The 19,401-nt window shown below is 41.8% G+C and carries 22 protein-coding genes and 1 pseudogene; 8 read left to right on the top strand and 15 right to left on the bottom strand.

Annotation, left to right across the window (positions count from 1 at the left end):
- Positions 1-4 precede the first annotated feature (4 nt).
- From GFC28_RS15770 to GFC28_RS15765, 3 genes and pseudogenes are all read right to left on the bottom strand, one after another.
- Positions 5-1,876: a hypothetical protein gene (locus GFC28_RS15770; RefSeq protein WP_197478865.1), complete on the bottom strand. Its 1,872-nt coding sequence runs from the start codon at positions 1,874-1,876 to the stop codon at positions 5-7.
- A gap of 18 nt (positions 1,877-1,894) precedes the next feature.
- Positions 1,895-1,966 (bottom strand): annotated as a pseudogene (locus GFC28_RS20330) (SEC-C metal-binding domain-containing protein); the annotation flags it as partial.
- Between the two features lie 256 nt (positions 1,967-2,222).
- Positions 2,223-2,411: an H-type small acid-soluble spore protein gene (locus GFC28_RS15765; RefSeq protein ID WP_044745077.1), complete on the bottom strand. Its 189-nt coding sequence runs from the start codon at positions 2,409-2,411 to the stop codon at positions 2,223-2,225.
- Positions 2,412-2,747: 336 nt separating this feature from the next.
- Here GFC28_RS15765 and GFC28_RS15755 point away from each other — a divergent pair, with 336 nt between their 5' ends.
- On the top strand, positions 2,748-3,731 hold the full coding sequence (locus GFC28_RS15755) for a potassium channel family protein (RefSeq protein WP_231883378.1): 984 nt from the start codon (positions 2,748-2,750) through the stop codon (positions 3,729-3,731).
- On the opposite strand, the gene GFC28_RS15750 is transcribed toward GFC28_RS15755, so the two are convergent.
- The 3 genes from GFC28_RS15750 to GFC28_RS15740 all read right to left on the bottom strand — a co-directional run bounded on the left by GFC28_RS15750 (position 3,725) and on the right by GFC28_RS15740 (position 5,980).
- Positions 3,725-4,129 (bottom strand): YugN-like family protein, encoded by a 405-nt coding sequence (locus tag GFC28_RS15750; RefSeq protein ID WP_044745080.1) that lies wholly within the window; start codon positions 4,127-4,129, stop codon positions 3,725-3,727. The two genes, GFC28_RS15755 and GFC28_RS15750, sit on opposite strands and share 7 nt — an antisense overlap.
- Positions 4,130-4,337: 208 nt before the next feature.
- Entirely contained in the window at positions 4,338-5,462 is a 1,125-nt protein-coding gene (locus GFC28_RS15745; protein ID WP_044745081.1) for an AimR family lysis-lysogeny pheromone receptor, read from the bottom strand.
- A 287-nt stretch (positions 5,463-5,749) separates the two neighbouring features.
- Positions 5,750-5,980 (bottom strand): helix-turn-helix domain-containing protein, encoded by a 231-nt coding sequence (locus tag GFC28_RS15740; RefSeq protein WP_044745082.1) that lies wholly within the window; start codon positions 5,978-5,980, stop codon positions 5,750-5,752.
- A gap of 167 nt (positions 5,981-6,147) precedes the next feature.
- Between GFC28_RS15740 and GFC28_RS15735 the strand changes: the two genes are divergently transcribed.
- Entirely contained in the window at positions 6,148-6,510 is a 363-nt protein-coding gene (locus GFC28_RS15735) for a helix-turn-helix domain-containing protein (RefSeq protein ID WP_044745083.1), read from the top strand.
- Positions 6,511-6,705: 195 nt separating this feature from the next.
- On the opposite strand, the gene GFC28_RS15730 is transcribed toward GFC28_RS15735, so the two are convergent.
- Positions 6,706-8,055 carry a glucose-6-phosphate isomerase gene (locus GFC28_RS15730; RefSeq protein WP_044745084.1) on the bottom strand — a complete coding sequence of 450 codons (1,350 nt, stop codon included), beginning with the start codon at positions 8,053-8,055 and terminating at the stop codon, positions 6,706-6,708.
- A gap of 269 nt (positions 8,056-8,324) precedes the next feature.
- Between GFC28_RS15730 and GFC28_RS15720 the strand changes: the two genes are divergently transcribed.
- On the top strand, positions 8,325-8,933 hold the full coding sequence (locus GFC28_RS15720) for a transglutaminase-like domain-containing protein (protein WP_044745123.1): 609 nt from the start codon (positions 8,325-8,327) through the stop codon (positions 8,931-8,933).
- Positions 8,934-9,019: 86 nt separating this feature from the next.
- On the opposite strand, the gene GFC28_RS15715 is transcribed toward GFC28_RS15720, so the two are convergent.
- Positions 9,020-10,183, bottom strand: coding sequence for an iron-containing alcohol dehydrogenase (locus GFC28_RS15715; protein ID WP_044745086.1), 1,164 nt, complete (start codon positions 10,181-10,183; stop codon positions 9,020-9,022).
- Positions 10,184-10,450: 267 nt separating this feature from the next.
- Here GFC28_RS15715 and GFC28_RS15710 point away from each other — a divergent pair, with 267 nt between their 5' ends.
- Complete coding sequence (locus tag GFC28_RS15710) at positions 10,451-10,684, top strand: DUF378 domain-containing protein (protein WP_044745087.1); 234 nt, start codon at positions 10,451-10,453, stop codon at positions 10,682-10,684.
- 45 nt (positions 10,685-10,729) lie between these two features.
- Here GFC28_RS15710 and yugI read toward each other — a convergent pair whose 3' ends face one another.
- A complete protein-coding gene (gene yugI, locus GFC28_RS15705) occupies positions 10,730-11,110 on the bottom strand; it encodes a S1 domain-containing post-transcriptional regulator GSP13 (protein WP_044745088.1) in 381 nt (126 codons plus the stop codon).
- A 188-nt stretch (positions 11,111-11,298) separates the two neighbouring features.
- Here yugI and GFC28_RS15700 point away from each other — a divergent pair, with 188 nt between their 5' ends.
- A complete protein-coding gene (locus tag GFC28_RS15700) occupies positions 11,299-11,664 on the top strand; it encodes a helix-turn-helix domain-containing protein (RefSeq protein ID WP_044745089.1) in 366 nt (121 codons plus the stop codon).
- A gap of 54 nt (positions 11,665-11,718) precedes the next feature.
- Here GFC28_RS15700 and GFC28_RS15695 read toward each other — a convergent pair whose 3' ends face one another.
- The 3 genes from GFC28_RS15695 to GFC28_RS15680 form a co-directional block, all read right to left on the bottom strand.
- The gene (locus GFC28_RS15695) at positions 11,719-12,888 is read right to left on the bottom strand and encodes an aminotransferase (RefSeq protein ID WP_044745090.1); all 1,170 of its coding nucleotides are present in this window, start codon (positions 12,886-12,888) and stop codon (positions 11,719-11,721) included.
- Positions 12,885-13,385, bottom strand: a complete 501-nt coding sequence (locus GFC28_RS15690; protein ID WP_044745091.1) for an Lrp/AsnC family transcriptional regulator — start codon at positions 13,383-13,385, stop codon at positions 12,885-12,887. Before GFC28_RS15690 ends, GFC28_RS15695 begins: the two co-directional genes overlap by 4 nt.
- Before the next feature lie 183 nt (positions 13,386-13,568).
- Positions 13,569-13,832, bottom strand: a complete 264-nt coding sequence (locus GFC28_RS15680; protein ID WP_044745093.1) for a DUF1871 family protein — start codon at positions 13,830-13,832, stop codon at positions 13,569-13,571.
- A gap of 184 nt (positions 13,833-14,016) precedes the next feature.
- Between GFC28_RS15680 and GFC28_RS15675 the strand changes: the two genes are divergently transcribed.
- Positions 14,017-15,183 carry a MalY/PatB family protein gene (locus GFC28_RS15675; protein ID WP_044745094.1) on the top strand — a complete coding sequence of 389 codons (1,167 nt, stop codon included), beginning with the start codon at positions 14,017-14,019 and terminating at the stop codon, positions 15,181-15,183.
- Between the two features lie 578 nt (positions 15,184-15,761).
- On the opposite strand, the gene GFC28_RS15670 is transcribed toward GFC28_RS15675, so the two are convergent.
- The 3 genes from GFC28_RS15670 to kapD all read right to left on the bottom strand — a co-directional run bounded on the left by GFC28_RS15670 (position 15,762) and on the right by kapD (position 17,263).
- Positions 15,762-16,277, bottom strand: a complete 516-nt coding sequence (locus GFC28_RS15670; protein WP_044745095.1) for a superoxide dismutase family protein — start codon at positions 16,275-16,277, stop codon at positions 15,762-15,764.
- Between the two features lie 59 nt (positions 16,278-16,336).
- A complete protein-coding gene (locus tag GFC28_RS15665) occupies positions 16,337-16,543 on the bottom strand; it encodes a hypothetical protein (RefSeq protein ID WP_044745096.1) in 207 nt (68 codons plus the stop codon).
- Between the two features lie 93 nt (positions 16,544-16,636).
- Entirely contained in the window at positions 16,637-17,263 is a 627-nt protein-coding gene (gene kapD / locus GFC28_RS15660) for a 3'-5' exonuclease KapD (RefSeq protein ID WP_044745097.1), read from the bottom strand.
- 217 nt (positions 17,264-17,480) lie between these two features.
- On the opposite strand from kapD, the gene GFC28_RS15655 reads away from it, so the two are divergent.
- Positions 17,481-17,903, top strand: coding sequence for a hypothetical protein (locus GFC28_RS15655; RefSeq protein ID WP_044745098.1), 423 nt, complete (start codon positions 17,481-17,483; stop codon positions 17,901-17,903).
- 14 nt (positions 17,904-17,917) lie between these two features.
- Entirely contained in the window at positions 17,918-19,246 is a 1,329-nt protein-coding gene (locus tag GFC28_RS15650) for an ArsB/NhaD family transporter (protein WP_044745099.1), read from the top strand.
- Positions 19,247-19,401 lie beyond the last annotated feature (155 nt).

The following is a 19,401-nucleotide window of genomic DNA, read 5'->3' as shown; positions in this document are numbered from 1 at the left end:
GTTGCTACCATTTTGTTTTAAAAGAAGGAGCCATTGCTTGAAGCCACCCAAGCAGTTCGCGCTCCTTTTGCCAAAAAGCAAGATGTTCTTTTGCATATATGACGGCTTCATTTTCATCGCCAAGACTATAAAACGGGGGAGAATTTGTTGGAGGCCGCTTCTTTTTCAATACATAATCCATCACGTACTCATTTGTTTGCCAAGCCTGCTCTAACAATTCCTCCATCTCTTCATGAAGACCGTATCTCAAGTACGCTAAAAGCAAGCGATTATAGCTGATGAAGGCAGTGGGCTCATCATACTGCTCTATCAGTTCTTCTGCTTTTTCGTATTTTTTCGTTTCTAAATAAGCAGGCAACAGCACATAGCGAGTTCCTTGATTGTCGTTAAAATCTAATTGAAGCAGCTGCTCATACTGCTTAATCGCTTTTTCTTTTTCTCCGAGCAGCCAAAGTGCCTGTGCGTACTTTTCTTTTGCTCTCATATATGATCTTGTTTCCGTTATCATCCAGAAATGACCTTTATAGTCACGGAAGAAGCTCTTTCCAAGCTCCTTTTCTCCCGCTTCCATTCCTTTTTGATAATAGGTCACTGCTTCCTTCAATGTCGTTGCTTCGTCACCTAAAATATTATAAGCAGCTGCACTATTCGGGTACAAACGCAAAGCTTGATGCACAAGCTCCTTTCGCCTTTTTGGATTTACTTCGTGAAATGCTTGATCAAGCAATTCTTGTGCTTGTTCTCTCAACGATTCGCTCTTTTTATTAGTAAGCATCGATTGAACAAACAAGTGTCCTTCTTGAGCTGCTGAATCATTTGGTTTCTGTATGAGACGACGAATATCATGCCTGTTTGGTTCAGTCGTGATTTGCGAATGGGGAATGAACTCTGGGGTTAAAATACGTCCTTCTTCAAAATGATCTATTTTTTTATATATTTGTGCGATAAACTCTGCCATAGACTCTTCCATTTCGCGATATTTGATAGCCATGCTCCTGCTGGAAATCCTGTAGCATTTTGCGATCTCTTTCTGTGTTGCCGCTTGGTACGGAACCACAATGACAAGAGTTAAATAATGGATAGCAGCTGCATACAGCTCCGGCTTTCGAATAAAAGGCCGCTCTAAGTCGCAATATACCTTCCATAGCACAATAGCCACATAAATCCAAGGCCCATTTCCATGAATTTCTTCCATTCGCTCCTGCAATACATAGGCCACCTGTTCATAAACTGGTTGCTCCCATTCAAGCGATTCAATTGAAAGATATTTAGAAGATAATTGTAAAAAGCATTCATATAATAGCTCCGGAAAAGATAAGGTAACAAATTCACGGACAGAAACATCTTTTTTTTCATCAAACATCTCCTGAAGGAGTTCAATGACTGTTTCGGCTACGTGCCTTTCTATTTCTAAACAAGAAATAAAAAAAGAATAGGCTGGACCAGAGGATACAAGGGTTCCGATAAGCAAATGGCCCTCTTTTATTTCCGGTTTATCGAAGGCAATACGTTTTTGTTTTTGGGTAAAAATATCTTCAGCGATCACAAAGCCGGGGGATTCTCGTTCGATGACGCGCACAAACGAAGGAAACTCACGACCCCAAGTGTGGAGAAGTTTGCGGATAGTTGGGCTCTTAATCTGTGAAGCGCATGTTTGGATATAATGTTCAATAATCGTTTTTCTGTTCACCAACGGTTGGCAGAATATCGCCCATAAAGTGGTATAAAATACAAACAGTTCGTCCCATTCATCATCTAGTAAATGGTTCGTTCTTCGCGCAATAAATTCCCCCAGTTCCTTTTTATGTTTTGTCAAGGCATAATGGAGCAAATCGCGCTGGACCTGCATAACCTCCTGCATGATGAATTCATTCATCGATATTACCTCTCGCTGCTTGCCACAACATTTTTGATATTTTTTTCCACTTCCACAAGGACAAAGATCATTTTTCCCTGCTTTCTCCATCCATCTTCACCTCTTTCTTATTGTTTATGATCATATATTTTTGACCACCTTGCTAGAAAATCCTCTATATTCACCTTAATATTTCTTAATATTTCGACATATAATCCTCTCGATCTCCACTCCGTTAAGAGAGGGGATCTCGGTGGATGATGTTAAAACAATGAAAATTATATGATCTGTCTGTTATGGTCGATTGATAAAGGAGTTTAAAAAAATAAAAGCAGCCTTTATTGCAAAAAATTTAAAAACGCCTTATTCAGGCGTTTTCTTCTTCCAGCTCTTCGACTGGCACTTCTCTCGTTTCTTGAAGCAGACCGTCACGCATATGTACCTTGGCTGTTCCATCTTTCTCATTGTAATCGTCAATCCAGACAGGCACACCATTGTAATAAACAGAAACATCAGTAGGTGAAGAAATAATTTGCTTAACACGGTTCATATCCATGAAAGCATCCTCCTTGCATTGGTTAATAGCAGTAGTAGTGTTGGCAATTGAAGAAGATCTATGCAAGAAAAACATGATTTTGTGCAAAATATCCATATCTATAAAAATGCAGAGGGCTGCGGAAAATCGAAAGCTAAAGGCAAAGCCACGGACTTTTTCTTGCGTTATGTGACCATCACATGGCAACAAGCCAAACAACGTCGCCTCCAGCCCCATTCATGGATCTATAAGCGATTGGTTATTCAGCGACCCAACCATTGAACCATGCAAGCCTTATCTCATACCAAAAGCGAAGTGGTGAATCTGCATCTATATGCCTAAATGAAGGAGGAAACGATGAAATACGCTTATTTTCGTCTCCCTATATTTGTCCGCATGCTGCTTGTAGGATTCAGCTTTATTCTTTTATTCGGAGGTCTGATTCATGCTGCAGAGCCGAATACATATCGAACGTTATTTGATGGCATATGGTGGGCCATTGTAACGGCCGCAACCGTCGGCTATGGAGATTTTGTTCCCAAAACGATGCTTGGCAAATTTCTTGGCATTGCGCTTATTTTATTTGGTACAGGCTTTATTTCCGCCTATTTTGCAGCGCTATCTGCTTCCGCCATATCCAGAGAAAACGCTCTCTTGCATGGAAACGTTGCTTATACAAAAGAGGGGCATGTTGTTGTCGTCGGCTGGAACGAACGAGTACGCGAGCTGCTCAAGCAGTTAACAGCCGCTCATCCGTCCTTTACTTTTGTTATTGTAGATGCAACACTAGACGTTCTTCCGGTTTCTTATAACCAAGTCCACTTTATTAAAGGAAATCCGACCTATGATTCGATCTTACAAAAAGCGAACGTAGCAAAGGCAAAGATGATTGTTATCACAGCCGACCAGCATAAAAATGAATTGGATGCCGATATGGCATCAATTTTAACTTTATTGTCAGCCAAAGGAATCAATCCAGACATTTATGCCATCATTGAAATTTTGACGACGCAGCAAGTCAACAATGCCAAACTAGCAGGTGCAGATGAAATTATTCAAACGAACCAGCTCTCAAGCTTTTCGATCATCAACAGCCTTCAGTCTCCGGGCATTTCGCCGCTAATTGAACAGTTATTGTATCGACTTGGGGAAAACGGTTTTCAATTTCTTGATCCACCTGATGAGCTGGTTGGACAGACAATGGCTGAAAGCAGCCGCATTTTGCTTAATCAACAAATTCTGTTGATTGGAATTATCAGAGAGGGAGTGCCATTTATGAATCCCTCCCCCCTTTTTACCATTCAACAAAGCGATCGGCTTTTTGTGCTTAAGCATCACTGAAGCAAATGATTTTCCAGCTCCTTCACAAGTATTTTGCCTATATTGATATATTTTTCTGGAATTTGAGCGTCTGGGTCTTGTGGCTCTGCAAATTGATTAAATGATGCGCTCAAATTTCCGATATGGGCATGATCATCCACGCCAATTTGGTATTTGTGTGATAATAAATAGGGGCGCCCTAGTTTGACGGTTGTCCCATTGGAGTCAAGCTGCCCATCAACGGCTTCAAATGGGACACGCAAAAATTGATAGCCCACTTCGTCGTCAATTTTATAATCGAATGAACCATGGTCGTAATCCCAATTGCCACCAATAACATAGCCGAGCGGTTTAAGCTCCTGTTCAAGCTTATATAAGCGAAATGTTTTGCCTTCTAATGCGGAAGGAATTTCAATCATGACAAATGACCTCCTTTTTTAAATAGATTGCCCTAATTGTCATGATCTTAAAATATATACACACAACTTAACATGTTAACATTTGCTTTTTTCTACTTAACAACGCCGCGTTACAAAAGCAAGAATAGGTCTAAAAGCGGCGTTGCTTCAACCGTAGCATGCTTGTTTGATCTTTATATTTTTATACTAAAAAGGCATGCCGTTTCCTCTATTGTTCCATAGCTTTTAAATATCTTCTTGGCAACCGAACGTGGAATAATTCCCCGTTTTTCAGAAATTCTGTTTCAGCAAATTTCATGAGTCGCAAATCGCCTAATGCGAGGGCTTTGTAGCAAAGATGAAACGGAGAAAGCTTCCCGTTTTCTTTAGCTATCTCTTCCAATAAATAAAGAGCTCTTTCTTTTGAAAAAGCATCTGGCTGGCGCGCTAAATAATGTGCTTTTTCCGCCTTATCAGTTAAATATAAATTTTGGTGCATTCCATTCGTGATTTTAATAAAATCATGCGTCGCATAAAGGGCGTGCTCATAATCCAAAAACCGCTCAGAACTTCCAATTTCCTTAAAATGTTCAATCGCTTTTTCAATATAATAAATACTTTTGTTATAATCGTCATAAACATAGATCTCTGCTAATAAATGCAGCATAGAATTAACAAAAAATGGGAATTTTCTGAAATTTTCTAAATTGATCGTCTCTTGAGCGATTGAAATCGCATCTTGTAAATGCGATTGCTTTGTATAATAAATCGCCATGATTTCTTTGATTCGAATCATATAGGATTCTTTGATATAGCTGTTTTTAATGAATTCCGCTTCGTTAAACGCTTCGGCAGCTACCGGTAAAATGAGTCCGTATGAATGTAAGCTAAGAAAGCTATATAAGGACATAATTTTCACTAAAACAAGAACTTCAGGTACCTCCGCTTCTTTTCCTAAGCGAAATTTCATTTTTTCTAACTCATTGTACAATTGAACAGGAGAAATCTCAGCGTTTTTTTTCTTCAGACAAAGCAAATACAGATCGCTAAAGCAGCTCGGATAAAGCTCAGCCAAGCTAGATACCAGCTCATATAGCCCATTGTTGGCGGCCCATTCAATCGCTTCTCGAACAGCCTCGTCGTTCTTATTATTTAGACAGTAATCGATAATGAACGATGACTGATGATCTGTGTCAAATAAAAGACAACTCATGGACAAAAAATGATGAAAATGCATGGATTGATTTTCCGGAACATATTCGTGAATCTGCTTGTCCAGCATTTGCGTGCATTGCAAAGCAGGATCCTCTTGCTGCGTCCGTTCTTGATTCATTTTTTGCACAAAATTCCCCACTATACTCCTCCTCTGTCAACAGGATTTTTTTCATGTAATAAAATTAGCGAAAGCAGAAGGAACAAAAGCTGGTTCTTTCAATATTCGCTCTTATCTTATTATTATGGCATAAAAAAATTAAACATCCAACAGATATGGATAATTATGGTTTGTTTATTTTTTTGCAATACATTCATTCTCGACTGCATCCTGCAACAAAGGCCAAAAGTATACGAAATAAATCTTTTTCCTACCACATTGCCTGCCTTATTCTCTGCATCCTACCAATGCAGCATTTTCTGTGCGTCCTACATATTGTCTCGCTTTTTAGCATAATCCCATATAAAAAAATGCTCATAAGGTACATTATACAGCTGAGCCAGCTCCATTAGCTCCTCCGCCGTAAAAGGCTGCTGGCCGCTTTCTTTGCGATGATAAGGATAGACGGTATTGAACCCTAAAAGCTTTGCAACCTCCCCTTGTGATAAACCTTTTGCTTTTCGACATTCTCTAATTTTGCGAAGATTGACCTTTACCAATGACCCCACCCTCTTTTCTGTTGCATTTTTCGCAATCAACACTTCTTATTATATGTTTCATTTTTCGCAACGTCAAACATTTTCTTTCGTTTTTCGCAATTTTGTTTTGCACTTTTAGCAATTATGATATGATTTTTTTCGAGAAACATAAGGGAGTTATGCGAGTGATGAGTGTACTAGGTTATCGGTTGAAAAAGTTAAGAGAAAAGCATAACCTTACCCAAGAACGGGCTGGGGAAATTTTCGGTCTTACAAAATATCAAATTCATCGCTATGAATCAGGAGCAAGCAATCCCGATCCTGAGACGATTCGAGAATTTGCAGATTATTATGGTGTATCTACTGACTATTTGCTTGGACGCACCGTCAATCCGGACACGGCAACGGGCGAGGAACATGCTCAGGAGGAAGAACACGATCCTGAGTTAGATGTATTGATCAAAGAGTTGAAAAACGCTCCTAAAGAACAACGTCAGCAACTTCTAAAAATATGGGAGATTATTAAAGGAAAGCAAACGGAAGAGGAATAAACGGTAGCTGAGTTTTATTGTTCAAAATAAGAGGCTGTCTCTATCCACATGATATATCTTTTTCCTTCTATACTCTGGCTAGAGGCAGGAGGCTTCTAGGTGAGTATTATGGTCAATTCCTTAAACACATCGCAAATCGGGGTCCCTCAGCATGGTAAGAGACCCCGATTTTTTTTTATATGTCGCAAAACCTCGTTATTTCAAGCGTTTTTCAAGCTCGGCCTTCTTCTCCTCATAGCCCGGCTTGCCTAAAAGAGCGAACATGTTCACTTTATAAGCTTCTACTCCCGGTTGGTCAAATGGATTCACTCCTAATAAATAGCCGCTCATGGCGCACGCTTTTTCAAAGAAGTAAACGAGATAGCCGAATGTATATTCATCTAATCGTGGAAGCGTCACGACCAAATTCGGAACTCCTCCGTCAGTATGAGCGAGCAGCGTGCCTTCAAACGCTTTTGTATTAACAAAATCAACCGTTTGCCCCGCTAAATAGTTCAAGCCATCCAGATCGCTGTCTTCGGCTTCAATCGTCAGCTCATGGCGCGGTGTTTCCACTTTAAGAACGGTTTCAAATAAATCGCGACGTCCTTCCTGCACATATTGTCCTAATGAATGGAGATCGGTTGAGAAGTTTGCAGATGCCGGGAAAATGCCTTTTTGATCTTTCCCTTCGCTTTCGCCAAATAATTGCTTCCACCACTCTGCAAAATATTGCAGCGCAGGCTCGTAGTTAATCAGCATTTCGATTGTTTTTCCTTTATTGTAAAGAATATTACGGACAGCCGCATATTGATAAGCCGCATTTTCCTCAAGCTCAGATTTGCTGAAGTCTTCACGCGCTTGTGCTGCCCCTTTCATCATTTCTTCAATGTTAGCACCGCTGACCGCAATTGGAAGCAAACCAACAGCCGTCAAAACGGAATAGCGTCCGCCCACATCATCCGGAATAATAAAGGTTTCGTAGCCTTCTTCTGTCGCCAATGTTTTAAGCGCGCCCCGAGCACGGTCCGTTGTCGCGTAAATGCGTTTACGAGCTTCTTCTTTTCCGTATTTTTCTTCCAGTAGCTTGCGGAAAATACGGAAGGCGATTGCCGGCTCCGTCGTTGTTCCTGACTTGGAAATCACATTAATGGAGAACTCCTTGCCTTCCAGCAAATCCATGACATCTTTCATATAGGTCGAGCTTATGTTATTGCCAACAAAAATAATTTGTGGCGTGCGGCGCTGTTCCTTTGGCAGCACATTATAAAATGAATGCTGGAGCATTTCAATAGCCGCCCGGGCCCCCAAATAAGACCCGCCGATACCAATGACAAGCAATACATCGGAGTCTGCTTGGATTTTAGCAGCTGCTTTTTGAATACGGGCGAACTCTTCGCGATCATAATCAACAGGAAGGTCGATCCATCCTAAAAAATCATTTCCCGCTCCTGTTTTTTCATGCAATGAATGGTGTGCCACCTTCACGGCATCGCGCAAATATGTAAGCTCATGCTCTCCAAAGAAAGATCGTGCTTTTGAGTAATCAAAACGAATATGTGTCATACTCTCGTTCCTCCAAGAGAAAAATATTGTACTTCTTACACTTTAACGAAACAAGCAAGGATAATCAAGCGATCAAAAAAGTTGAAAACGGATTCATTTTGAACATTTTTGTCTTTGACAATAAATCTGTTCAAACAACCAAGCCCCCTCTTCTTATTATCAAAAAACGAACAAATCATCCGTGCAACGAAATGATCTTTCATAAGAAATAATTGAATTTCAATTCAAAAAAACATATAATTATGCAAAAAAAAGAAAGGTTCGCTATCATGAAGCTAGTTCCTGAATCTTCTCATTTCCAGGATTATCTTGAAGAATTAGATGTGGTCAATTTCTCTCATCCCCTTATCCAGCAAGTTGGCTGTGAATTGTTTCATCAAGGGATGTCTGAAATGGAAAAAGCAAAAACAGCCTATGAATTTGTAAGAGATCGCATCGCCCACTCTTGGGACATTCAAAGTTCAAGAATTACATGCAAAGCTTCAGAGGTGCTTTACTATAGGGAAGGAATTTGTTATGCCAAAGCGAATTTATTAGCCGCATTATTGAGATCACAAAAAATTCCAACCGGTTTTTGTTATCAGCGGCTCATGCTCTTTAATTCTCCAGATCAAGGCTATTGCATTCATGCATTGAATGCCGTATTTCTCCGGGCAATCAATCGCTGGGTCCGCTTAGATGCCCGAGGGAACAAGCAAGGCATACATGCGGAATTTTCCCTTGATCAAGAAAAGCTTGCATTTTCTGTTCAACCACAATGGGACGAACAAGATTTTCCCGTCATTTACGCTAAACCGAATCCGAAAACAATCGCTGCCCTGCGGGAAAACACAAACGCGCTCGTCATGTATCAATGCCACCTCCCTGAAAATTTATAAAAATACACGTTCAAAATAGGATAGGTAAAACAGGATGCAACAAAAGGAATGACTTCCCTTTGTTGCATCGCTTCATGCTTTTAACACTAAAGAGAGGCCCGTAAAATCGCCAGCACGTCCTCACGGTTTAAGCTTTTAAAACGGCCAAATTCGCCAAACGCCATCGCTTTATCAGCCATTAATTCAAGCTGTTCATCACCGATGCCATAATCAGCTAAACGCGACGGTGCGCCGATGCTTGTCCAGAACTGGCGCAGCTTCTCAATCCCTTCAAGCGCTGTATCCCGATCAGATTTTCCAGTCGAATCAACATCAAAGACGCGAACAGCCAGCTGTTTAAAACGAGCCACATTTTCATCAACAACGTGCTTCATCCAATTTGGAAACAAAATGGCCAGTCCTCCTCCGTGAGGAATGTCATATACAGCTGATACCGCATGCTCGATATTGTGAGTCGCCCAATCGCCGCGTAATCCCATTTGCAAAAAGCCATTGAGCGCAATCGTTCCGCTGTATAAAATCGTTTCTCGCCATTCATAGTTCTCCAAATCATTGACAAGCTTCGGCGCTGTTTCAATGACGATTTTTAACACCGCTTCGCACATCCGATCTTGAAGTGGCGTATTAGGAACATGGTGAAAATACTGCTCAAATACATGTGACATCATATCTACTATTCCATAAATCGTATACTCTTTTGGAACAGTCATCGTGTAGGTTGGATCTAAAATCGAAAATTGCGGAAATACAGCCGGACTGCCCCATCCATACTTTTCCTTTGTCTCCCAATTCGTAATAACAGAGCCTGAGTTCATTTCTGATCCAGTCGCCGCTAACGTCAAGATCGTTCCAAATGGAAGCGCCTCTGTCACAAATGTCTTTTTCGTCACAAAATCCCATGGATCTCCCTCATATTTTGCCGCAGCCGCTATCGCTTTCGTGCAATCAATCACACTGCCGCCGCCAACTGCCAGTAAAAAATCCATGTGCTCCTTCCGGCAAAGCTCTGCTCCTTTGCGAACCGTTGACACACGCGGATTAGGCTCCACTCCGGATAGCTCGAATATCTCCTTCCCCATTTCGGCTAATAACGCCACGACTTCATCGTATAATCCGTTGCGCTTGATGCTACCGCCACCATATACGATGAGTATGTTTTTAGCATCCTTAGGAATTTCTTGGCGCAATTGTTCAATTTGTCCTTTTCCAAAAATTAATTTCGTTGGATTGTGAAAAACAAAATTCTCCATACCTCTTCTCTGGCTCCAAAAATTCCAAACGGCTCCACTGAGCAATCGCCATCTCTCTCCTTATCTATCGACCATGTCCACTAGTCGCTCAGCTATTTAGTGCCAGAATTTACACCTCCTTCTTTTACCATCATTATCGTACGTTTCATTTCCTTATGTAAAATGATTTGCTTTGAAGAAACAACCAGGCATATTTTTGTGCATATTTTTATTCTTGATTATGCAACCTATACTTGAACGATCTAAAAGCAAAAGGAGGAATCCTCAATGAGTGGACTTCAACGCGTTGCGTTATTACTTACAATAATCGGTGCGATTAACTGGGGCTTAATTGGTTTCTTTCAATTTGATTTAGTAGCAGCTATTTTCGGAGGACAAGACTCAGCATTAGCTCGTATCATTTACGGCCTTGTCGGAATCGCTGGATTAATTAATTTAGCGATTTTATTTAAACCAGCCGAAGAGCTTGGACGTACAGAACCCAAAACCTCTCGTACGTAAAACAACAAGCATAACACTCACCATTCACAGGGTGAGTGTTTGTTTTTATTGATTGAATGAATCCTCGCACTTCGATTGTTCAATCCATTCTTCTAATTTTCGCTTTAAAGTATTAAATCCTTTGGCTGATTCATTGGCTTTTGCCATTTTAACCTTTCGCTTTCTTCCCCTTTTTTCCACGCCCGAAGGCTCAAGCGCACGTATAGAAAGGCTGGCTCGCTTTGTTTTTTCATCAATGGAAAGCACCTTTACGGTTACTTCATCACCCATTTTGATAAAATCATGAATATTTTTAACATATTGATGGGAAATTTGCGAAATGTGAATAAGTCCTTGTATATCTTCATCAATGGATACAAACGCGCCATACGGCTGAATTCCCGTCACAATCCCTTTGACGACGCTTCCCACTTTTAATTTTCTCAAAAAAAAACAACTCCTATTTGTTGATTTTCAAATATGCAGTTTTAAATTATACCATGATCGAGCAAACGAAGCAAAAAATTATAAAAATTTTCTGCACAGTTTTCAACGAATTAGTGAAATGTCCTATCAAGAAGAATAAAACATGATATGATGGAGATACAAAGAATGCAAAGGAGGGTAATAAATTCATGAGTGCGATTGGCGAGAACATCAAAATGTACCGAGAGAGGCGCAACATGAGTCAACAAGAGTTGGCGCTAAAAGTACGTGTGGGGACAGCCACAATTCAAAAATACGAATCTGGAGAGCAAATTCCTGACGTCCCAACCATTCTTAAGCTTTCTACCGTGCTGGATGTTCCAGCTTCAGAGCTCTTAGAAAAAGGGGCAAATAATACCGCTTCGGAAATGGATCCTGAAATTGAGCATTTGATCAAAGAAATAGGATTAAAGCGGGCAAAGCTGATTTTGCGCAAAGCGAAGGAGTTCAGCGAGGAAGACTTTCTCCGTGTCATGCAAATGCTTTATGAAATCAAATACGGAGACCCTCAATAAAAGAGGGCGTTTCCGCCACCTCAAACAGTGGCGGAAACAACAAGCTCCCCGCGTTTACAGCTGAAGCAAAAATCTTCTCATTCGCTTGATCGCCTCTTGCAGTTGCTCAAGTGATGAGGCATAGGAACAGCGTACATATCCTTCTCCATTCTCCCCAAACACACTGCCAGGGACAACTGCCACTTTTTCCTTTAACAATAGCTGTTCGGCGAATTGCTCCGATGTAAGACCTGTTTCCCGAATGGAAGGGAATGCATAAAATGCTCCACCCGGCATATGACAGCGCAGGCCTATTTCATTTAATGATTGAACAAAATAATTGCGGCGGCGGCGATAGCTTTTGCGCATTTCCTCCACGTCATGTTCACCGTTTTTTAACGCTTCAATGGCTCCATATTGAGCCATTGTCGGTGCGCACATCATCGCATATTGGTGAATTTTCAGCATCGCTTGCATGATTTCCTCAGGAGCAGCTACAAAGCCGAGGCGCCATCCCGTCATCGCGAACCCTTTTGAAAATCCAGACACTAAAATCGTGCGCTCCCGCATCCCTTCCACTGCGGCAAAGCTCGTATACTTCTCGTCATATGTTAGCTCGGCATAAATTTCATCGGAAATGACTAGCAAATCATGCATGTTCGCAATGTGAGCAATCGCGGCCAGTTCTTCTTTGTTCAATACGGTACCAGTCGGATTATTGGGCGAACAAAGGAGGATCGCTTTCGTTCGTTCCGTTAATGCTTGCAAAATTTGTTGGGGACGAAGCTTAAATTCATCTGTTCCCTCTGTCCGAACCGGTATAGGAGTTCCTCCAGCCAACGTCACAAGCGGTCCATAGGAGACAAAGCTTGGTTCAACAATGATGACCTCATCACCCGGATTGATGATCGCCCGCAAAGCCAAGTCCAGCGCTTGGCTCGCTCCAACTGTCACAAGCACTTCACCCTCCGGGCAATATTTCACTTGAAACTTCCGCAGCAAATAAGAGGAAATTTCCTCCCGCAGTTCCATTAGTCCCGCATTGGCCGTATAAGATGTATGCCCTTGTTCCAGCGATAAAATGCACGCTTCTCGCACGTTCCATGAGGTGATGAAATCAGGTTCTCCCACACCAAGCGAAATAACGCCATCCATGCTTGCAGCCAAGTCAAAAAAACGCCGAATGCCTGATGGCTTTAATCGGCTGACCGTTTCCGATACATATGTTTTGGTTGCCCGCGTCATGGTGACACCACGATACGCCGATCTTGTTCTCCTTGCTCAAACACCGTACCATCGTGTTTATATTTTTTCAAAATAAAATGTGTTGTCGTAGAAATGACTGATTCTAGAGTCGATAATTTCTCTGAAACAAAATGAGCCACCTCCGACATCGAGCGTCCTTCAATAACAACAGATAAATCGTACGCTCCTGACATTAAATACACCGACTTAACCTCTGGAAAGCGATAAATCCGTTCCGCAACTTCGTCGAATCCAACGCCGCGCTTCGGTGTCACTTTGACATCAATCATCGCCGTTACCCCCTCATGCCCATCAATTTTCCTCCAATCAACAATAGCGGCGTATTGAACAATGACTTTTTTCTCCTCCAGCTTTTCTAAAATCGCTGCTGCTTCTTCTGTTGTTAATGAGGCCATCTTTGCCAATGTCTCCAGCGGCAAACGGGCATTTTTTTCGAGTATTTCCACGATTTCCAGTTCTTTTTCCGTCAATTTCATCATGAATCCCCCCTATAGAGAATTTTCACACAATTCATGATCATTTGCACGAAAAATTTTTGATAGAAGCAGCAAAATAAGCAAAGCGATCCGCAGCCGTTCATCTGCGCGATCGCTTTGCCCCATTGACGTTTTTCATAGCGCTCATCCATGTTTTTATCAGCCAAAAACGAGAATCGATTATCATGACAGCGAGCATTCTGCTCCATGCTTGACCACTAATAAAGCTTCCGCTAATTTCATGCAGTTGCTGAAAGGAATTAGCTGTTCAAAAGAGAATTCATAAATGGATTGGATTTTTTTAGCAAGCGTATAAGCATCATGGCATTCATGAACAGCTTGAATCACATCTACCGCCTCCGTTTCATAGGCTTCTACTCCGTAGCCAAACGGGTCCCAGCGCTGAATCATCTCAAGCAATGTTTGATTGGTTTTCGCTGCATTCATCGCATGATCCGCCTTTCCTTATGAGATGATAAACCAATTATAATCGATCACACGGAGCAAAATAAAGCGGTGGAGGGAGCCTTTCTTTTAGCCTGGGCATCGGCTCTTTCTCAATCAGAAAAAAATAAGCCATGATGGTCATCCTTCGCTCAGTGATTCTTTTGCAAGAAAGGGGTTATTTACCATGTATTCATTTGACGATATGATCGAGCGGCGGCACACCCACTCGGTAAAATGGGATGAGGCAGAACGAATATTCGGGGTTCCAGACGTATTGCCAATGTGGGTAGCGGATATGGATTTTCAAGCTCCTCCTCCTGTCATCAAAGCGCTCACTGACCGTTTGGAGCATGGGGTATTTGGTTACACTGCCATCCCTCACTCGTTAAAAGAAGCACTCGCAGAATGGCTGAAAAACCGACATCAATGGACGATTGAGACAGATTGGATCTCATTTTCTGCTGGTGTTGTTCCAGCGCTAGCAACATGTATCGAAGCTTTCACTTCCCCAAATGATGCGATTGTGGTTTTCACGCCAGTATATCCTCCTTTATTTCAACTTGTCCAAAAAAATGGGCGAAAACTGGTCAAAAGTCCCCTTCTTCTGACTGAGGGTGGATATCAAATCAACTGGGACGATATTAAGGAAAAGTTAAAAGGGGCCAAAATGCTGCTTTTATGCAGCCCTCATAATCCTGGGGGACGAGTATGGACCAGAAAAGAATTGGAGACTCTAGGATCTCTCTGCTTAGAAAATAACGTGATCGTTGTATCCGATGAAATTCATGCGGATTTAACATTTTCGCCATTTCGTCACACTCCGTTCGCTTCCATAAACGAAGCCTTCGCCAGCATAAGCGTGACATGCTTGGCACCGACGAAAACATTCAATTTGGCTGGCTTGCAATCAGCGAGTGTGATTATTCCAAATCGCGGTTTAAAAAAACAATTCGATCAAGTTCAGCAGCGGCACGGCTTTTTTACACTTAACACATTCGCCACTGTTGGAGCGGAAGCCGCCTACCGTTATGGAGGTCCGTGGCTTGATGCACTATTGGAATATTTAAAAACCAATATAGACCGTACATGCACGTTTATTCACAATTCTTTCTCAGGCGTACAAGCCGTTCGTCCAGAAGCAACATACCTTATCTGGATCGATTGTCGCGGCCTTGGAATAACAGAAACGGAGCTTAAGCAACGGCTTCTCCATAAAGGGAGAATTGCTGTAGAAATGGGCAGCAAATTCGGTGATGAAGGACGTGGATTTATCCGTCTTAACATCGCCTGCACAAAACAAACGCTTGAAAATGCCTTCGAACGACTTCGGGACGCTTTCGAGGGACTGTAAGCCTATTTTTCTGCTTTGAAACTCAAAAACCTTGACGAGCAATAGCTTGGATTGAAAGGATGGGATATAGATGAAAACGATGGTCATAACAGAGTTTGGTCCGCCGGAGGTCATGAAGTATACGGATATACAGAAGCCAGACATTTCCCCTAGCTTTTAGCAACTGGACAGCTAAAAATGAAAATCGGAAAACCATTTATGCGGAAAGAAGCGATCGAAGCGCACCATTAGCTCGAAAGCAGAGGTAGCGTCGGAAAGATTTTATTGACGATTCGATAAACCTCCCCACCTCCACTTCGCTTAGAGGTGGGAGACTTCTCGATGGATGGTGTTAAAATGCGAAAAATATGAAAAGGGAATGGAAGCGCCATTCCCTTTTCATATATAGCGAAATCAAAAATATCTGCTCTCTCGAATAGAAGCGAGTCTACTATTCATTCTTATCGCCTAAACACATCATCCAAGCCTCTTCATGTTGCTTCCCGACCAATTGCTTGATATGAATCGATATAAAAAGATTAAACCCAACACTTTATCTCTATAAAAATGAAAAAACTTGCAAAGAAATCCTCTATTCTTTATCGTTTGATCTCGCCACAGGCAATTCGATCTCCCGCATCTCCCGCCGGCTGAGTCATTCCATCATCTTGGCCTGCATGAATCACTAGAGCGGTGCCTGCTTTGGTTAGTAATGTCTCCTTACCTTCCTTTAGTGTCACCTGCGGGGCCATCAATTCCGTTTTTACAGTTCCGTCCTCTTTCACAATAATGTTGGGCAAATCACCGGCATGCGCTCCTTCTGGATGAAGTAAACCGTGCTTTTTCTCATCAGGATTATAATGGCTGCCAGCTGACTGAAAGTCTGTTTTTTTGCAGCTGGCTTTTTCATGAATATGAATTGCATGCGTCCCCGGAGGAAGCCCCTCCAAATCTAATGAAATTTTGACCCCTCTCGGCTGCTCGGATAGCTTCGCCGTCCCCAATACTTCGCCTGCACGATTCACCATTTTGACATGGAGCTTTGTTGGTGCAGACTGCTTGCAGCCGCTGGCAAGCACAAGTAGAGCCAATAACACATATAATCTTTTAAACACAAAATCCCTCCCGCCTCTTTTTTCATGCAGTATTTCCAGACGAAAGGGAATTTAAACGATTATTTGTCATCTTGAATAATGTTTTCTCTTCTGAGCTGCTCTTCAAATTGCTTCGCTTTTTCTTCCTGATATTTTGAAATTTTAATAATAAGCCGCATCGTTAAAAGAGCAGCGATTAAAAATAAAGTACACGTAATAGCCGCTGGAATGTATTCACGCTTGTCTTCCGGAAAATATAAAAATAAGTTAAGGATATATGGAATCATCGTTTCGTCAGCCTCTCATTCGATAAAATCTTGGCAAGATTGATTATAACAAAAACAAACAAGCCAAACCACTGCACATGGTGACTTGGCCTATTATAACGCAAATTTTTTTAGCAGCTGGCTAAAATCTACGCGCTCGCCAATCGTTGGCTGCTCTGGCTTCGCTAAATATTTTTTATCCTTCTCTACTAAATTAAAAATATTATAGGTAGTAAACGCATCATCTAGCGCACAGTGCGCCTTTCCGACTCCTTCTTTTCCATACTCTTGAACCGCTTTGCGCAGCCCAGTTTGATTGCGTTCTCCAAAAAACATTTTATATTCCATCGCTAAATCACGGTGTTCACCGGTAAACGGAAAAGAGAGATTGGCTTGCAAACAATTATGCCTTAGCACCTTCATATCCATGTTTCCCCAAGTAACAACGGTATTCGGGCATAAGCGGTCATATTCTTGCAACCAATGTACGAGCTCTTCAAAAGAAATTCCTTGATCCACTTGTTCCTGCGTAATATTCAAAAATGACTTACATCGCTCCGTCAAAGTGGGAAAATGAACTGGCTTGACATAGGAAGAAAATTGGTCATAGACTTGGCCATTGATGACCGATACAAGGCCGGCTTCAATGATTTCTGGAAAAAAACCGCGCGGCTTTGTCTTGTTTTCAGGCATCGTGAATTCAAAATCAAGAAACAAATATTGATGGTCCTTCGCCTGCATGATTGTCCCTCCTTTCTCCACACTCGTTCGCCATGATTCATCACTCGGACGATGATCGTACTTTTATTATATCATGAGATTCCATTCTTTTACTTATTTTTTCAGAAAATAAACAAAAAAGGGCGAACGTACGCCTCTAAAAATTTTTTGAGTCCCTATAAAGAAAAAGCTATAATAAACATTGGGGAATATACCGTCAAAGAAAGGGGAACCATCGTTGAAAAATGTCGTCATTCATAAAATCGTGACTTTGATTTTTACGGAGGAACAATTGAAAGCATATTGGGAAAAGAAAAAAACGGGTGTGCCATTTGTTTCGTTGACAAATGAGCAATATATGAAATTGGCTGAGGAAATGCTTCAGCATTCGTCTCATAGCCAGCTGCAGCAGCATTTGATCGACCAGGGCTGGCGAACAAAAGAGGAAGCCGAAGGACTTGTCGTGGCGGAAGACGATTCGCGCGAAGCGATTCATGTAGAGATGGTTGATACCTCCATTCCGCAGCGCCCATCGCATAAGCTATTTATTGATCGCTTGACGGAAGTGCAATGCTCGAATTGCCAGTTTATGTTTTACACAAGAGACATTGAGAACTCATCCCCTTTGCTTTGCCCTTCCTGTGGACAAACTATTCAATAAAGAGGTGAAAACCATTGCATGACACAGTAGCAGCAGAAGTTTCAAATGTGCAATATTATGCAGCAATCGCTATTTTTTTAGTCACCTATGCCATTATTATTTCAGAAAAAATCAATCGCGCGGTGATTGCCCTTCTTGGAGCCGCACTCATGGTGATTTTTGGAATTGTTGATTTGCATAAAGCCTTTACTCATCACATTGAGTGGGAAACCATTACATTATTAATCGGAATGATGATTCTTGTGAACATTACCAGCAAATCCGGCTTTTTTCAGTATGTAGCCATTAAGGCCGCTAAAGCCGCTAAAGGTAATCCCGGCCGCATTTTAGTGATGTTATCTTTGCTGACAGCTGTATTATCAGCTTTTCTTGATAATGTCACAACCGTCTTGCTTATCGTCCCGGTGACGTTCTCAATTACGCGTATCCTTCGCGTGAACCCAGTTCCTTATTTAATCTCTGAGGTGCTTTCCTCAAATATCGGCGGTACCGCTACTCTGATCGGCGATCCCCCCAACATTATGATTGGCTCAGCAAATAAGCATCTAGATTTTAACGATTTTTTAACGAATTTGGCTCCCATCATCGTCATTATTATGCTTGTAACGGTGGCTATCTTATTTTTGATTTATCGACGCCAGTTAAAATCCGATCAAAAATTAATTGAGCAATTAATGGAACTGAATGAGAGCGATTACATTAAAGATAGCGTCTTGTTAAAAAAGTCTGTCACCGTCTTAGTGCTAACGATTTTGGGGTTTATTCTCCACTCTTCTATCCATGTCGATGCAGCGGTGATTGCAATGACTGGCGCGACGATTCTCATGGTGATTGGAGTGCAAGAGCATGAGATGGAAGATATCTTTTCTTCAGTAGAATGGGTGACGATCTTCTTCTTTGCTGGGTTGTTTACATTAGTAGGAGGGCTTGTCGATATCGGTTTGATTAAAAGTCTCGCTGAAAAAGCATTGGATGTGACAGGAGGCAATATTTCAGTCGCTGCCTATTTTATTCTTTGGGTTTCAGGAATCGCCTCAGCAACTATTGATAATATCCCGTTTGTCGCCACGATGATTCCGCTGATTAAAGATATGGCAACAGGAATGGGATTGTCGCCTGATGCTCCGCAAATTGATGTTTTATGGTGGGCGTTAGCGCTCGGAGCCTGCTTAGGAGGAAACGGCACTCTCATCGGTGCCTCGGCTAATGTTATTGTCGCTGGCATCGCTTCACGAGAAGGACATGGATTCAGCTATATGGATTTTTTGAAAATCGGTGCTCCTTTAACGCTGATCGCTTTGCTTCTATCACATTTGTATTTATTTTTGCGCTATCTAATGTAGTAAAAAAGAGCGAGTTCATGCTAATGACTCGCTCTTTTCTGTTTCATGCTCATGACGTATAGTGAGCCTTTCCACCTACACTCGGTTAAGAAGGGGAGAGGTTCGTCTAGCATGCCCCGTTGCTGCCAACTAACCATCGGACTGCGTTGGAACGT

The organism is Anoxybacillus sp. B2M1 (assembly GCF_001634265.1).
Classification (GTDB): domain Bacteria; phylum Bacillota; class Bacilli; order Bacillales; family Anoxybacillaceae; genus Anoxybacteroides; species Anoxybacteroides rupiense.
This window is presented reverse-complemented; position numbering and strand designations above follow the sequence as displayed.

What these genes read in the sequence shown, in the direction of transcription:
- GFC28_RS15770 (WP_197478865.1), bottom strand. Translation starts at nt 1,876, where the DNA reads ATGAATGAATTCATCATGCAGGAGGTTATGCAGGTCCAGCGCGATTTG.
- GFC28_RS15765 (WP_044745077.1), bottom strand. Translation starts at nt 2,411, where the DNA reads ATGGATATGAACCGTGTTAAGCAAATTATTTCTTCACCTACTGATGTT.
- GFC28_RS15755 (WP_231883378.1), top strand. Translation starts at nt 2,748, where the DNA reads ATGAAATACGCTTATTTTCGTCTCCCTATATTTGTCCGCATGCTGCTT.
- GFC28_RS15750 (WP_044745080.1), bottom strand. Translation starts at nt 4,129, where the DNA reads ATGATTGAAATTCCTTCCGCATTAGAAGGCAAAACATTTCGCTTATAT.
- GFC28_RS15735 (WP_044745083.1), top strand. Translation starts at nt 6,148, where the DNA reads ATGAGTGTACTAGGTTATCGGTTGAAAAAGTTAAGAGAAAAGCATAAC.
- GFC28_RS15730 (WP_044745084.1), bottom strand. Translation starts at nt 8,055, where the DNA reads ATGACACATATTCGTTTTGATTACTCAAAAGCACGATCTTTCTTTGGA.
- GFC28_RS15720 (WP_044745123.1), top strand. Translation starts at nt 8,325, where the DNA reads ATGAAGCTAGTTCCTGAATCTTCTCATTTCCAGGATTATCTTGAAGAA.
- GFC28_RS15715 (WP_044745086.1), bottom strand. Translation starts at nt 10,183, where the DNA reads ATGGAGAATTTTGTTTTTCACAATCCAACGAAATTAATTTTTGGAAAA.
- GFC28_RS15710 (WP_044745087.1), top strand. Translation starts at nt 10,451, where the DNA reads ATGAGTGGACTTCAACGCGTTGCGTTATTACTTACAATAATCGGTGCG.
- GFC28_RS15700 (WP_044745089.1), top strand. Translation starts at nt 11,299, where the DNA reads ATGAGTGCGATTGGCGAGAACATCAAAATGTACCGAGAGAGGCGCAAC.
- GFC28_RS15695 (WP_044745090.1), bottom strand. Translation starts at nt 12,888, where the DNA reads ATGACGCGGGCAACCAAAACATATGTATCGGAAACGGTCAGCCGATTA.
- GFC28_RS15690 (WP_044745091.1), bottom strand. Translation starts at nt 13,385, where the DNA reads ATGAAATTGACGGAAAAAGAACTGGAAATCGTGGAAATACTCGAAAAA.
- GFC28_RS15680 (WP_044745093.1), bottom strand. Translation starts at nt 13,832, where the DNA reads ATGAATGCAGCGAAAACCAATCAAACATTGCTTGAGATGATTCAGCGC.
- GFC28_RS15675 (WP_044745094.1), top strand. Translation starts at nt 14,017, where the DNA reads ATGTATTCATTTGACGATATGATCGAGCGGCGGCACACCCACTCGGTA.
- GFC28_RS15665 (WP_044745096.1), bottom strand. Translation starts at nt 16,543, where the DNA reads ATGATTCCATATATCCTTAACTTATTTTTATATTTTCCGGAAGACAAG.
- kapD (WP_044745097.1), bottom strand. Translation starts at nt 17,263, where the DNA reads ATGCAGGCGAAGGACCATCAATATTTGTTTCTTGATTTTGAATTCACG.